Origin of the sequence: Leifsonia shinshuensis (assembly GCF_014217625.1) — a bacterium.
Taxonomy (GTDB): Bacteria; Actinomycetota; Actinomycetes; order Actinomycetales; family Microbacteriaceae; genus Leifsonia; species Leifsonia shinshuensis_A.
This window is the reverse complement of sequence record NZ_CP043641.1, coordinates 2,538,977-2,553,063: the sequence shown is the minus strand read 5'-3', so window position 1 is coordinate 2,553,063 and position 14,087 is coordinate 2,538,977. Positions and strand designations below refer to the sequence as shown.

14 protein-coding genes are annotated in these 14,087 nt (G+C 71.3%); 5 read left to right on the top strand and 9 right to left on the bottom strand.

What is annotated here, in order from left to right:
* Window positions 1–142 precede the first annotated feature (142 nt).
* Entirely contained in the window at window positions 143–1,633 is a 1,491-nt protein-coding gene (locus F1C12_RS12235) for an outer membrane protein assembly factor BamB family protein (RefSeq protein ID WP_185275279.1), read from the bottom strand.
* Window positions 1,634–1,687: 54 nt separating this feature from the next.
* Here F1C12_RS12235 and F1C12_RS12230 point away from each other — a divergent pair, with 54 nt between their 5' ends.
* From F1C12_RS12230 to F1C12_RS12220, 3 genes are all read left to right on the top strand, one after another.
* Window positions 1,688–2,329, top strand: coding sequence for an NADPH-dependent F420 reductase (locus F1C12_RS12230; RefSeq protein WP_185275278.1), 642 nt, complete (start codon window positions 1,688–1,690; stop codon window positions 2,327–2,329).
* Window positions 2,330–2,386: 57 nt separating this feature from the next.
* Window positions 2,387–4,264, top strand: a complete 1,878-nt coding sequence (locus tag F1C12_RS12225; RefSeq protein WP_185275277.1) for an amylosucrase — start codon at window positions 2,387–2,389, stop codon at window positions 4,262–4,264.
* A 61-nt stretch (window positions 4,265–4,325) separates the two neighbouring features.
* Entirely contained in the window at window positions 4,326–4,982 is a 657-nt protein-coding gene (locus tag F1C12_RS12220; protein WP_185275276.1) for a hypothetical protein, read from the top strand.
* A gap of 34 nt (window positions 4,983–5,016) precedes the next feature.
* On the opposite strand, the gene F1C12_RS12215 is transcribed toward F1C12_RS12220, so the two are convergent.
* The 5 genes from F1C12_RS12215 to F1C12_RS12195 form a co-directional block, all read right to left on the bottom strand.
* Entirely contained in the window at window positions 5,017–5,310 is a 294-nt protein-coding gene (locus F1C12_RS12215) for a DUF2277 domain-containing protein (RefSeq protein ID WP_185275275.1), read from the bottom strand.
* 247 nt (window positions 5,311–5,557) lie between these two features.
* Window positions 5,558–6,043 carry an FBP domain-containing protein gene (locus tag F1C12_RS12210; protein WP_185275274.1) on the bottom strand — a complete coding sequence of 162 codons (486 nt, stop codon included), beginning with the start codon at window positions 6,041–6,043 and terminating at the stop codon, window positions 5,558–5,560.
* Between the two features lie 284 nt (window positions 6,044–6,327).
* On the bottom strand, window positions 6,328–6,762 hold the full coding sequence (locus tag F1C12_RS12205) for a hypothetical protein (RefSeq protein WP_185275273.1): 435 nt from the start codon (window positions 6,760–6,762) through the stop codon (window positions 6,328–6,330).
* Between the two features lie 77 nt (window positions 6,763–6,839).
* A complete protein-coding gene (locus F1C12_RS12200) occupies window positions 6,840–7,403 on the bottom strand; it encodes a TetR/AcrR family transcriptional regulator (protein ID WP_185275272.1) in 564 nt (187 codons plus the stop codon).
* A 1-nt stretch (window position 7,404) separates the two neighbouring features.
* Window positions 7,405–7,995 (bottom strand): sugar O-acetyltransferase, encoded by a 591-nt coding sequence (locus F1C12_RS12195; RefSeq protein WP_185275271.1) that lies wholly within the window; start codon window positions 7,993–7,995, stop codon window positions 7,405–7,407.
* 37 nt (window positions 7,996–8,032) lie between these two features.
* On the opposite strand from F1C12_RS12195, the gene F1C12_RS12190 reads away from it, so the two are divergent.
* On the top strand, window positions 8,033–9,244 hold the full coding sequence (locus tag F1C12_RS12190) for an MFS transporter (RefSeq protein WP_185275270.1): 1,212 nt from the start codon (window positions 8,033–8,035) through the stop codon (window positions 9,242–9,244).
* Window positions 9,245–9,251: 7 nt separating this feature from the next.
* Here F1C12_RS12190 and F1C12_RS12185 read toward each other — a convergent pair whose 3' ends face one another.
* On the bottom strand, window positions 9,252–10,166 hold the full coding sequence (locus F1C12_RS12185; RefSeq protein ID WP_258045870.1) for a carbohydrate kinase family protein: 915 nt from the start codon (window positions 10,164–10,166) through the stop codon (window positions 9,252–9,254).
* Window positions 10,167–10,346: 180 nt separating this feature from the next.
* Here F1C12_RS12185 and F1C12_RS12180 point away from each other — a divergent pair, with 180 nt between their 5' ends.
* Complete coding sequence (locus F1C12_RS12180; protein ID WP_185275269.1) at window positions 10,347–12,929, top strand: GH32 C-terminal domain-containing protein; 2,583 nt, start codon at window positions 10,347–10,349, stop codon at window positions 12,927–12,929.
* A gap of 73 nt (window positions 12,930–13,002) precedes the next feature.
* Here F1C12_RS12180 and tatC read toward each other — a convergent pair whose 3' ends face one another.
* Both tatC and F1C12_RS12170 read right to left on the bottom strand, forming a co-directional pair.
* Window positions 13,003–13,752 (bottom strand): twin-arginine translocase subunit TatC, encoded by a 750-nt coding sequence (gene tatC / locus F1C12_RS12175; RefSeq protein WP_258045869.1) that lies wholly within the window; start codon window positions 13,750–13,752, stop codon window positions 13,003–13,005.
* Entirely contained in the window at window positions 13,749–14,084 is a 336-nt protein-coding gene (locus tag F1C12_RS12170) for a hypothetical protein (protein ID WP_185275268.1), read from the bottom strand. The genes tatC and F1C12_RS12170 overlap by 4 nt, the downstream gene beginning before the upstream one ends.
* Window positions 14,085–14,087 lie beyond the last annotated feature (3 nt).

Here is a 14,087-nt window from a genome sequence, read left to right as displayed (position 1 = left end):
AGAGGAGGGCCGGTCTTCGATGTGGCACCTCCCCGGTCACACGATCAGAAACGTGTGAAAACGCCCGGCGAAGCGGACGGATACCGCCCACCTTACACGGGACGCTCGTGAGCGCCATCGCGATCGGAGGGCCGAGCACCCGTCAGCCACCCCCACGGAACGCCACGACCCCCGAGTCCGTCCCAACCAGAAGCACCCCGAGCGCGGTGCTCGGGCTCACGAAATGCGGCACCGCGTCGCCGACCGGAACCCGTTGCAGCACGGCTCCGGTCGCCGCGCCGAACTGGCTGATCGTCCCGCCCGGGTATTCGACCGCCCACACCGACCCGCCGATGACGATGGGGGCTCCGTTCGCGCCCGCGAGACGGACGCCGAGCCGGCCGGCGCCGAGGTCGACGGTCTGGACGCCGCCGCCGCGGCACGGGACGAACAGGCGGTTGGTCGCCTGGTCGTACGCGGCGCCACCGTCCGGGTCGCTGCCGCAGAGGCCGCTGACGCTCGACACCTCCGACAGGTCGGACTGGCGGAGGACGAAGCCGACATCCGTCTTCCCGGCGACGAACAGGAGACCGCCGGGCAGCAGCACCGGGTTGCCGGTCCCGAGGTCGTCGTCGCCGCCCGCGCCCTGGTCCTTGAACGCGGCCAGCGGCTTCAGGTCGGGCGAGAGCTTGACCACGCTCTCCGCGTACTGGACGGGGTCGGGGCCGCCGGCCGGCGGGTCCGGGTTGGAGTTGCCCGTCGACACGTAGAGGTCTCCTGCCGCGTCGACCGCGGGCGCCCCGCCCCCCTGCCAGATCGCGCCGCCCTGGCCGTCCGCGGCCGCCTCGAAGGACACGAGCCCGGGCGCGCCGGTCTCGTTCACCCCGACGACCCAGCCGTGGTACGCGCCGCAGTCGCCGTAGTTGCCGCCGTAAGCGATGTAGACGCGGCCGTTCGCCACGGCGAGCGACGCCCGCTGCAGGAGGTGGACGGGGTCCTCTCCCGCGGGGAGCGGCGGGTCGACGGTCTCCGAGAGGACGACCTGACCCGTCGCGACGCTGAAGCCCTCGAGCTGGTGGTGCACCGCCCCTCCACCGGTGCTCACCTCGCCGACGACGTACACGGTCCCGCTGGCGGTGTCCACGGCCGGCGTGCTGGTGACGCCGAGCGGGTCGATGTCGCCGCAGCCCGCCGCCGAGCCGACGTCGGTCAGCGGCGCGCCGAGCGAGGCCGACCAGACGACGTTCCCGGTGCCGGGGTCGAGCGCGACGACCCGGTTCGTCTCCGTTGCGGCGATCACCCGGCCGCCCGCGACGACGGGCTGGCCGAAGACCGCGCCGCCGAGGTCGGCCGACCAGGCCCGGCCCAGCGAGGCGAGCGTCGCGCCGGACCCCACCGCCCCGGTGCGCGACGGTCCGGCGTGGTACGACGACCAGCCCGTGATGCCGGGCACCGGGACCGCGATCGGGGTCGACGATCCCGTCGGCGTCGGGCGGGAGGGCGTCGGGGTCGACGTGCGGGTGGCAGACGGTGGGTGCGGGCTCGTCGCCGTGCATCCCGCGAGCAGCAGCAGGCCGCCGAGCAGCAGGGCGCCCTGCGCGAGCGCTCCGAGAGCGCGCGTGCGGCCTGCGGGTCCCCGCGTCGCGCGGTGCATGGCGCCAGCGTATGCCCGTCGGAATTCCTCCGCGCCTCCCCGGTTGCACCCACTATGACGAACGTAGGAATCATCGGAGCAGGAAGCATCGGCCAGGCACTGGCCCGCACCTTCATCGCGCACGGTCACACCGTGACGATCGCGAACTCGCGCGGGCCGGAGACGCTCGCGGAGCTGGTCGCGGAGCTCGGCCCGTCGGCCACCGCGGCGACGGCGGCGGAGGCAGGTGCGGCCGGCGAGGTCGTGGTCGTGACGGTCCCGCTGCGCAACTACCGCGACATCCCCGTCGAGCCGCTCGCCGGCAAGATCGTGATCGACACGAACAACTACTACTTCGAGCGGGATGGGCACATCTCCGAGCTGGACGAGGGCACGGCGACGACCTCCGGCCTCCTGCAGGCGCACCTCCCGGAGTCGCGCGTGGCCAAGGGCTTCAACCACATCGGGGCGCGGGACATCCCGACCACGGGTTCGCCGGCCGGGACCCCGGACCGCCGTGCCCTGGCCACGGCGAGCGACCACGAGGACGCCGCGGAGCTCGTGGCCGCGATCTACGACGAGTTCGGCTTCGACACGGTCCACCTCGGCCCGCTCTCCGAGAGCTGGCGCGTGGAGCGCGACCGCCCCGCCTACGTGGTGCGGCAGAACCGCGAGGAACTGGAGGCCAACGTGGCGAGGGCGCCCCGCACGGTCTGAGGACGCGCGCGCCCCCTCCACCGCGCCGTCCGCGGCGGAAACCTCTTGGTCGATCGGATGCCGGACCCTAGGTTGGGTCACGTGAGCACGATCGAGGGTGAACGTCGCGAATTCGAGGGCCGGCTCGCGGTGGAGGAGAAGCGCCTGCGCAGCCTCCTCGCCGAGATCTACGGCGACCATCCGGGACTGCCGGCGGCGCTGGCGAGCACGCTGGACCTCGTCGGCGCGTCGTGGCGGGAGCGCTCCGCGGAGCTCAAGGACCTGGACCGCAGGCGTTCGGCGCAGCCGGACTGGTTCGAGTCCAACGCGATGCTCGGCGGGGTCTGCTACGCCGACCTCTACGCCGGCGGCGTGCCCGGCCTCCAGGAGCGGATCCCCTACTTCCGGGAGCTGGGGCTGACCTACCTGCACGTGATGCCGCCGTTCCGCACGCCGGAGGGGAACTCGGACGGCGGCTACGCGGTCTCCAGCTATCGGGAGCTGAACCCGGAACTCGGAACGATCGACGACCTCCGGGCGCTGGGGGAGGCCCTGAGAGCGAACGGGATTTCGCTCGCCGTCGACTTCGTCTTCAACCACACCGCCAGCGACCACGAGTGGGCGCGGCGCGCGGCGGCGGGCGATCCCGTGTACCGGGACTTCTACTGGATGTTCGACTCCCGCGAGCAGCCGGACCGGTTCGAGGAGACGACGCGGGAGATCTTCCCGGACGACCATCCTGGCTCCTTCGTGCAGCTCGCCGACGGCACCTGGGTCTGGGCGTCGTTCCACTCGTTCCAGTGGGACCTCAACTACTCGAACCCGGCCGTCTTCCGGGCGATGGCGGGGGAGCTGCTCTTCCTCGCCAACCTGGGCGTGGAGGTGCTGCGGATGGACGCCGTCCCGTTCATCTGGAAGCAGCTCGGCACCTCCAGCGAGAACCTGCCCCAGGCTCACCTGCTGCTGCAGGCGTTCAACGCCGTCTGCCGCATCGCGGCGCCCGCGATGGTCTTCCTCTCGGAGGCGATCGTGCACCCGGACGATGTGCTTTCGTACGTGCGCCCGGACGAGTGTCAGCTCAGCTACAACCCGCTGCAGATGGCTCTCACCTGGGAAGCCATGGCGACCCGCGACGTGCGGATGCTCCAGGGTGCGCTGGCCGATCGCCACCGCACGCCGGCCGGCACCGCCTGGGTCAACTACGTGCGCAGCCACGACGACATCGGCTGGACCTTCGCGGACGAGGACGCCGCGCGGCTCGGCATCGACCCGTTCCTCCACCGGCGCTTCCTCAATGACTACTACACGGGACGCTTCGAGGGCAGCTTCGCCCGGGGCGTCGCCTTCCAGTTCAATCCGAGGACGGGCGACAGCCGGGTCTCCGGAACGACCGCCTCGCTGGCGGGGTACGAGTCGGGCGACGCGGGCGGTCCGGGCCGGGTGCTGCTCGCGTACTCCCTCGCCCTGTCGACGGGCGGCATCCCGCTGATCTATCTGGGCGACGAGGTCGGCCAGCTCAACGACTACGGCCAGTTGGAGGTCGAGGGGCGGGAGGACGACTCCCGCTGGGTCGGCCGGCCGGTCCACCCGTCGCGCCGCTACGAGGAGCGGGTCGACCCGTCCACGCCGGCCGGCCGCCTGTTCGGCCGCATGAGGTGGCTCATCGAACTCCGCCGGAGGCACGGTCAGTTCGGTGGCGGCGACCTCGTCGTGCTGGACACGGGGAACCCGAGGATCCTGGGGTACCTGCGGCCGGGAGCGGAGGGGAGGCCGTTGCTGGTGCTGGCGAACTTCGGCGACTACCCGGAACGGGTGGAACCGTTGGCGCTCAACAGACAGGCCGGGCGGTGGGCGGACCTGGTGACGGACGGGGTCTACGACCTCCGTGGCGGGGTGACGCTGGCCGCCCATGAGTTCGTCTGGCTGGTGCAGGAGGACGTGTCGCCGGTGGGATAGGGGACTCTGGCCCCACGTTTGCGGGATTGCGACGCGATCGTCCGTTCGGGAGTATCGCTGAATGACCCTGCGCGAAGCACTCGGACGGTGGGGTCTCCGTGTGGGCTACGTCGGAGGGGCGGTCCTGCTGGGCGGTCTCGTCGCGCTGCTCGTGGGGACAGGCACACCGTCGGCCCTGCTGGTCATCTGCCTCACCGTCGTCTACCTCGGACCCCTCAGCCTCCCGGCGTTCCTGGGCGTCCTGCTGTGTCTGGCGTTCGCGGCGGTGACGCACCTCGATCCGTCGCTCGCGATCGTGCCGGCGGTCGTCCTCGTCGTCATCGTGGCGTTCGCGAATGTCGCGATCGTGCGCCACTGGCGGACCCTCCGCGGGGAGCGATACGCGACGGCCGACGGCTGGGAGCGGTTCCGGCGCTTCGATCAACTGCTGGGAGCGGGGTTCTTCGCACTGTCGGGGTTCGCGTTCGTGCTGCTGACCCTCATGGCCTTCTTCGTCGTCATGACGGCCCACGGGATCGATGTGCGGGTGCCCGACGCCGAGGCCGCGCGGGTGATCCTCCTCGTCACCCTCACCTGGTGGCCGGCGCTCGCGGTGGCACTCGCGGGGCTCGTCCTCTGGATCGTCATGGCTGTGCGGCGGCGAGCGCTCTCGCTGTGGGCGGCCTCCGAGTTCACGCTGCTGGCCGGCCTCATGGCCGCCCTGGTGGCGGGGATGTGATGCGCGTCGCGTCCGTCGCGCGCCCGCGCGCCCCTCACACCGCCGTGCGGATCCGCACCTCGCGCTCCATCCGCTTTTCGTGCCGCTCCCGGCCCTTCATCGCCTCGGCCTCGCGGCTCTTCGGCGGCGCGTTCGTGACGAGCTGGTCGAGCATGCGGCGCGTGGCCTCGGCGATCTCGTCGATCGCCTGGTCGAAGGCGGCCGCGTTGGCCCGGGAGGGCCGCGTCGAGCCGCTGACCTTGCGGACGAACTGGAGGGCGGCCTCCCGGACCTCATCGTCCGTCGTGGGCGGTTCGAAGTTGTGGAGGCAGCGGATGTTCCGGCACATGCCGCGACGATACCGCCATTCACCGCGTGGCGCTCTGCGTATTCTCAGGTTCGATGGCAGAGGATTTCACGGTTACCCACAGCACAGCACGATAGGAACCACCCCATGAGCTCGCTCCGCGATCACATCGAGCGCACCCTCCCCGAGACCGACGGCATCGTCGCAGAGGCCGACGGCCTCACGAACACCGGGGCCATCACGCTTCCAGCGGTCTGACGGGAGTTCGGGAGGCCGCCGCCTCCGCGTTTCAGCCTTCTGCGACGCGACGGATGAACGTCGCGACGTGCTCGCGGAGTGCTTCGATGCGCTGCAGGCGCGCCGCCTCCACGTCGAAACCGACATAGGCGAGCGGCGCGCGTTTGCGGACGTTGGCCGAGCACTCGAAGCCGGCGCAGACGAGCGTTCCCAGCGTGTTGCCGTTGCGGCCCGCCGCGCCAGCGCGCTTCGCGATGAAGAAGACCACCTCGTTGGGCAGGTGCACGTCCTCGCACCACGAGCACTGGGGCCGGCTGCGGACCCCGCCGTCGGCCTTCCGCAGCAGGACGCCGACGAACTCGCCGTCGACCTCCGCGATCGCGTAACCCTGGTTCGGGTTCCTGCGGTCGCGCCAGCCGAGGTAGTCCAGGTCGTCCCAGCGGAGGTTCGCCAGGTCGGGGAGGGTGAGCTCCTTGCGCTCGCGCTGGGAGGCGTTGACGAAGGAGGAGCGGAGTTGCTGCTCGTTCAGGGGAAGCATGGAGGGAGTCCTGTCTGTTCTGCGGACCGCGCTCGCCGAGGCGTCGCCGGGTCCGGCGTGATGGGTGCTCGCGGCTGCTCATGAGCGGTCGGCGATGCGGACGTGCGCACGAAAGGCGAGCGGGGGCGCGCGAAGAACTGCGCGCGGGATCACGGGAAGAGAGGCAGGGCTATCTCACGCCGGCGATGAGAACGCCGACGACCTCCAGACGCCCGAGGGGCTGAGACGAGATGAGCCGATCCACCGGGGTAGTCTACGACACGCCCGGGATGGGGCGTCGTCCGCTACGCGCGGGACCCGTTCCCGATCCCGTACGACGCGAAGAATGTCCCGCCGTACAGGGCGGCCGCGACGAGGAAGCCGACCGCCATGACATACGAGGCCCACTCGCTGCCGGAGGCCATGGTGCCGACGCCCGCCAGGAACGTGATCACGATGACCACGAGCCCCCAGACCGCCAGCCGCTGCCCGACACCGGCCGCGCGGGCGGCGAGAAGCAGCCGGATGCTGACCACGACCAGGCCGATTGCGACGAGGATGTGCAGGATGACGATGATCGTGTCCACGACGATCGCGAAGGTCCCCTTCGGCTCGCCGATGAGGTTGGCCGCCATCCCGAGCAGGAACTGGAGGGCCAGGGCGGAGAGCGCCTCCCGCGACCGACGCCGCAGGGCGTCGGTCGGGCTCGGTGCGGCGGACGGTGCGGCGGATTCGGACATGGTCTCCCTGCCTCGCATGCGGCTCGGACGGGACCATTCTGCTCCAGCGGGCGACCGCCGGCATAGGGCGCGCGGGATCAGCGCGAACCCGACACCCGGGTTACCGCGTCGAACGCGATCGTCTCGCCCACGCCCGTGTCGAGCGCACGATGGATGGTCAGACCCTCGATGAGCGCGTCGAGGATCCGAGCGGTGGCCGGGTCGAAATGCAGGCCGAGGGACGCTCGGCTGCGCTCCATCCAGTGCTGGGTGATCGTGCGGAACCGCGGCTCGCGCGCGGCCAGCGTGTAGAGCTCATGCGTGACGACCAGGTCGCGGGGATCGCGGAGGACATCCTGGTCGATCAGCTCGGCGACGGCCTCCCGGGCCTCGTCGGTCGTGGCGGCGTCGCGCATGCGCCGCTCGAACGCGTCGGACGCGCGGTCGGCGAAGCGGGTGAACGACTCGGCGAGCAACTCCTCCATCCCGGAGAAGTGGTACGTCATCGAACCGAGCGGGACATCGGCTGCGGCGGCGACCTTGCGGTGCGAAGTCCCGGCGACGCCGTCCGTCGCGATGACCGTGAGGCACGCGTCGATGATCCGGTCGCGGCGGTCCGGGTCGAAGCGCCGTGCACCTGTCTGAGCCTGAGCGGACGACATGTCAGTCGCGCACCGAACGGATCACGCGGGCGGGGCTGCCGACCGCGACCACGCCGGCGGGGATGTCGCGGGTGACGACGGATCCCGCGCCGATCACCGAGTCGTCGCCGATGGTGACCCCGGGGCAGACGACGACGCCTCCACCGAGCCAGACGTTGTCGCCGATGACGATGGGGAGCGCGGCCTCCAGGCGCGCTCGCCGCTGCTCGGGGTCGATCGGGTGGGTCGGGGTGAGCAGTTGCACGCCGGGGCCGATCTGGCAGTCCTCGCCGATCGTGATGGTGGCGACGTCGAGCGCCGTCAGGTTGTAGTTGACGAAGGTGCCCGCGCCGATGTGGAGGTTCTCGCCGTAGTCGACGTAGAGCGGCGGCTTCACGAAGGCGTTCTCGCCGAGGGTTCCGACCAGTTCGGCGAGCAGCGGACGGGCGGCTGTCTCGTCCGCGATCGCGGCCCGGTGGTAGGCGTCGGCGAGTTGGACGGCGCGCTGGGCGATGCGGATGCTCTCCGGGTCCTCGCCGCCGATGTAAAGGTCGCCGGCGATCATGCGTTCTCGGTGCGTGCGAGGGTCACCCGCGAAATAGTCCGTGCTCATGCGTACGAGCGTACACCCGTAATGTACGATCGTACGCATGAGTGCGAGGGAGTGGAACCGGGGGCTGTCCCGGAGGCGTGCGGCGATCTTCGTCTTCATGCTCGTGTACGGCGTCGGCCTGTCCTCGTGGGTCGTCCGCACGCCGGCCGTGCGGGACCTCGTCCACGCGACGACGGCCGAGATGGGCCTCGTGCTGTTGGGCCTCTCGATCGGGTCGATGACCGGAGTGCTGATCTCCGCCGGGATCGTCCGCCGGCACGGCGTCCGTCTCACGGTCGCGATCGGAGGCGGGTCGGTCGTCGCGGGGCTCGCCGCGGTCGCACTCGCCGCGGGGCTCTCGTCCGGCGTCCTGGTCTTCGGAGGGCTCGCGCTGATCGGCTGGGGGATGGGGCTGTCGGAGATCGCCCTGAACGTGGAGGGCGCCGCACTTGAAGGCGACTCGGGCCGCTCGATCCTGCCCGCGCTGCACGGCTGCTTCAGCCTCGGCACGGTGATCGGCGCCGTGGTGGGGGTCGGCCTGACCGCCGTCGACTTCCCGGTCGGCTGGCACCTGCTCGCCGTCGCTTTCACCGGCGCGGTGGCGCTCGGAGCGGTCATCCGGTCCGTCCCGGCGGCGACGGGGCGGACTCCCCGGGCCGCGGCTGCGATGTCGCGAGGATCGCGGAGCCGTCGCCCGATCCTGCTGACCCAGCCGCGGCTGCTGATGCTCGGTGTCATCGTGCTGTCGCTGGCCCTGGCCGAGGGATCGGCCACCGACTGGCTGCCGCTGCTGATGGTCGACGGCCACGGCGCCAGCGCGACGGTGGGAACGGTCGTGTTCGCGGGTTTCGCCGCCGCGATGACGGTCGGACGTTTCGGCGGAGGTCTCCTGCTGGCGCGGTTCGGGAAGTCCGCGGTGCTGCGGGTCAGCACCCTGGTCTCCGCTGCCGGGATCGCGGCGATGGTGTTCGCGGACGCTCCTGTCATCGCGGGCAGCGGGGTCGCCCTCTGGGGACTCGGCGCGGCCCTCGGGTTCCCGGTCACCCTGTCCGCCGCGGCCGACGGCGAGGATCCGACGTCCGCGGTGGCCGCGGTCGCCACGGCCGGATACGTCGCGTTCCTGGTGGGGCCGCCCGTGCTCGGCATCATCGGTCAGGCCGTCGGACTCCGTGGTGCGATGGTGGTCGTCCTGATCGTGGTCGCGGGGGCATCGTTGCTGACCTCCGCCGCGAAGCCGCGTGCGCCGCGGGCGGTCCCGACGGTCGAGTAGGTACGGGTCAGTCCAGCTCGGCCGACCGCGGTGGCTCTGCGCCCGCCCGGGACACCGTGATCGCCGCGGCCCTGGCGGCGAACGCACCGGCCGCCGCGAGCTCCTCCGCCGTGCGCGGGCGGCGGTGCAGGCCGCCCGTCAGGAGCCACGCGAGCAGCGCCGCCATGTAGCTGTCGCCCGCGCCAACGGTGTCCGCGACGTCGACGTGGATCGGTTCGACCTCCACCAGGGTGTCGCCCGAGACGAGGAGGGAGCCGGCCGCGCCCCGCGTGACCGCGACGATCGCGCCGCCGGACGCGAGCGCGGCACCCGTGCCCGCTTCGGACCGCTCGGGGTAGAGGAACTGCGCGTCCTCGTCACTGAGCTTCACGAGATCGGCGCGCGCGGCCAGTCGTTCGAAGCGTTCGCGCGCGGCGTGCGGGTCCCCGACGAGGTCGGCGCGGATGTTCGGGTCCACGCTGACCGTCACGCCGTCGTCGGCGGTCAGGACAAGGTGCTCGATCCGGTCTGCGCCCGGAGCGAGGAATGCGGAGATCGAGCCGACGTGGATGTGGCGCATCGCCGGGAGTTCGAGCGTCTCCGCCAGCGTCCAGACGATGTCGAACGCGTATTGCGCCGAGCCGTCGGGCTGGAGGGTGGCCTCGGCGCTCGAGGTCGCGGGGAGGAGCCAGGACTCCGGGAGGATGTCGACCCCGTCCCTGACGAGCCGCTCGGCGATGGCGTCGCCGCGGCCGTCGCGGCCGAGCGCGGTCAGGAATGCGACGGGCACTCCGAGACGCGCGAGGCCGAGGGCGACGTTGGCGGGGGAGCCGCCGGGGTGCTCGCGGGAGGCGTCGCCGGAGTGGATGACGTCGATGAGCGCCTCGCCCGCGACGAGGACGGGGGCGTCGGGGGTGCCAGTGCCGGTCATCGACGATGCCATGCTGCGATCTCCTTCGTGCGAGCGTCGAGTCGTGGTCCGCGTCGCCGCGGGGTTGACCTGCGCCGCGGAGCGATCCAGACTACGTACTGATCACTCTAGCCAATACGTATTGATACGTCGAGCAGTGCTGTGTGGCCTAGCTAATACGTATTACTAGCCTTCAGAGAGGAAGGTCACTCCATGTTCCGATTCCCGCACCCTCCGCGCGCCCTCGTGCGGCAGCAACCCGGCAGGTTCCGCGGCCGCGCCGCGGTGATCGTCGCTGCGGCGGCCGTCGGCGGACTCGCACTCGCGGGGCTCGCCCCTGCGGCGAACCCCGCTGCGGCGGCCACCGCTGCGGCGACCCCTGCGGCATCGACCCCGTCGCCCACCCCACCCACCACCTACCACGAGCCCTACCGCCCCCAGTTCCACTACTCCCTCCCGAGCGGCTGGATCGGCGATCCCAACGGCCTCGTCTACAAGGACGGCCTCTACTACCTGTTCAGCTACGGCACCTGGCGCGGCGCCGTGAGCAAAGACCTGGTGCACTGGACGAACATCGACGTGAAGGCGCCGGCGCCCGACCCGGGGGCCGGCGCGTTCTTCTCCGGCAGCGCCGTCGTCGACACGGACAACACCAGTGGGTTCGGCACCGCGAAGAATCCGCCGATGGTGGCGGTCTACACGAGCGTCCAGGCCGGTTCGAACGTGGAGTCCCAGGACATCGCCTACAGCACGGACAACGGCCGCACCTGGACCCGGTACGCCGGCGATCCGGTCATCGACCTCCACTCGGTCAACTTCCGCGACCCGAAGGTGTTCTGGTACGCGCCGAAGCACGAGTGGATGATGGCCGTGGCGCTGAGCGACCAGTACAAGGTCGCGTTCTACACGTCGCCCGACCTCAAGACGTGGACGCAAGCGGGCGCCTTCGGTCCGGCCGGCGCGACGACGGGCGTGTGGGAGATGCCCGACCTGTATCAGCTCCCGGTCGACGGCGACACGAAGAGACAGAAGTGGGTGCTGAGTGTCAGTGTCGGGAGCACCGGCGTGCAGTACTTCGTCGGGACGTTCGACGGCTCGACGTTCGTGCCGGACGGCCCCGCGACCTACACTCCGCCGGCGGGAACACCGCTGGACGCGTTCGACTCCGGCAGCTACGGGGACTGGACGACCACGGGGAGCGCCTTCGGGTCCGCCCCGGCGTCCGGCGCCCTCCCGGACCAGCAGCCGGTCACCGGCTACCCGGGCAGCCACTTCGTGGACAGCTTCACCGGAGGCGACGCCGCGACCGGCAGCCTGTCCTCGCCGGCGTTCACGATCGATAAGAGCCGCCTCAACTTCCTCGTCGGCGGCGGCGACAATCCGTACGCCGCCGGGGCGGTCCCCTTCGGCACCCTGCCGCAGGGCACGGTGTTCACCGACTTCTCCGGCTCCTCGTACGACCCCGGCTGGACGACGACCGGCGCGTTCGCGGGCACGGGGCCGAGCCACGAGACGCTCGGCAATCAGGTCAGCGCGGGCGTGCTCGACACCTGGGGGCCGGACGGCGACCCGGGGGAGGGCACGATCACCTCGCCGACGTTCACCGTCGGCTCGCCGTACATCGACCTCCAGGTCGCGGGTGGAACGCACCCGATGAGCCAGGCGAACCCGACAGCGGTCAACCTGGTCATCGGCGGCAAAGTGGTCGAGACGGCGACCGGGAACAACTCCGGATCGCTGGCCTGGACGACGTGGGACACCTCGGCCTACCAAGGCCAGCAGGCGCAGCTCCAGGTGGTCGACCAGAACGACGGGTCCACCGGCTGGGGCCATCTCATGGTCGGCGACATCGTGCTCGCGAACGAGAAGGCGCCGGTCTGGGACACGCAGACCTCCGTCGACCTCGTCGTGGGCGGCCAGGTCGTCCGCTCGGCGACGGGGAAGAACAGCGAGAGCCTCGACTGGGCGTCGTGGAACGTCGCCGACCTTAAGGGCAAGCAGGCCAGTATCCGCATCGTGGACAACGCGACGGGAGGCTGGGGCCACATCCTGGCGGACGATTTCAGCCTCGCGGACGAGCCGGCGCTGAACCAGCTCCAGCGCGCGGACTGGATCGACTACGGCGCGGACTTCTACGCCGAGAACACCTGGAACGACGTCCCGGGAGGTCAGCGCGTCAACGTCGCCTGGATGAACAACTGGGCGTACGCGGCCAACGTGCCGACGTCGCCCTGGCAGGGCGCTGAGTCCGTGCCGCGGACGGAGACGCTGCGGACGATCGGTGGGAGGGTCCGGCTCGTCCAGACCCCGGTGCAGGCGCTCGCGAACCTGCGCACCGGCCCGGTGACGACCGTGCGCAAACAGGCGGTCACGGGCACGAGGCCGCTCGCGGTGTCGGGCGCGGAGCTGGACGTCGAGGCGCGGCTGACCGCGGGCACCGCGTCCACCTTCGGCCTGAACGTGCGGACCGGAGGCGGTCAGTACACGCAGATCGGCTACGACACCACGACCGGCGAGCTCTACGTCGACCGCACGCACTCCGGTGACACGGCGTTCAACGCCGCGTTCCCCGGACGCGCCACTGCGCCCGTCGCGCTGGACCGAGCGGGCGGGATCGGGCTGCGCATCCTGATCGACGCCTCGTCCGTGGAGGTCTTCACCGCGGACGGCACCCGGGTGATCACCGAGCAGATCTTCCCGGATGCGGCGAGCACGGGCGTCAGCGCCTTCGCGACCGGCGGCACCGCGGGGATCGACTCGGTGCAGGCCTGGCACCTGAAGTCGATCTGGAACTGATCGCCGCCCAACGGAAGAGCTCCCCCGTCCGGAACACCGGGCGGGGGAGCTCCCGTTCTGTGCACGCTGCGGTTCAGGCCAGCGCCCGCGACATCCTCCGGTCGTGCAGCGCCGCGACGAACCACGCGAGGTAGTACAGCGCGATCAGCGGCGCGGCCAGGAGCAGCATCGAGATCACGTCCGCGGACGGGGTCACGATGGCCGTGAAGCCGAGGACGACGAGGAAGGCGATCCGCCAGCTGCGGAGGATGGAGCGCGCGGGCAGGATGCCCAGCAGGTTGAGCAGCACGAGGAAGACCGGCGACACGAAGGCGAACCCGGCCGCGACGACGAGCTTCAGCACGAACTGGAAGTAGTCGTTCGCTTGGATGAACGAGGACGAGCCGTCCGCGGCGAACCCGGTCAGGAGCAGCACGATGTGCGGCACGATCAGCCAGCCGGCGACGCAGCCGCCGAGGAACAGCGGGACGGCGGTGAAGAAGAACCCGAACCCGTAGCGGAGCTCCTTCCGGCTCAGGGCGGGGACCAGGTACGCCCACGCCTGATACAGCCAGATCGGGCTGGAGGCCACCAACCCGATCGCGAACGCGGCCTGCATCCGGAGGTCGAAGGCTCCCGTGATGGTGTCGAAGTTGAGCGCCGCGAGCCGGTGCTGGGAGGCCGCCGCCTGCGCGATGGGCGCCCGGAGCGCCGCGAGCAGGAGCGGCGAGACGAACCAGCCGCCGACCGTCGCCGCCAGGAGGGCCGCGGCGGAGCGCACGCCGCGGCGCCGCAGCTCGGCCACGTGGGCGGCGAGCGACATCCGGGCGCCGCGGCGGGTCACGGCGACTCCCGGCGGGTGCCTTCGAGCGCCGGCTCCACCGGCTGGGGTTCAGGGATCCGCGGCTCCGCGATCAGCGGCTCCGTTCTCAGCGGCTCCGCGAGCAGCGCATCGCGGATGATCCGCCGCGGGTCGTACTGGCGCGGATCGAACGAGCGCCAGTCGACGTCGACGGCGTCCCCGACCTCCTCTCGCACCGCGCGCTGGGCGTCGTCGGCGAGCGTGCGCAGCTTCCGGACGGCCAGCGCGAGCTTCGACGCGTAGGCAGGGAGCCGGGTCGGCCCGATCAGGAAAGCCGCGATCACGCCGAGCACGAGCAGTTTCTCGAAGCTCATCTC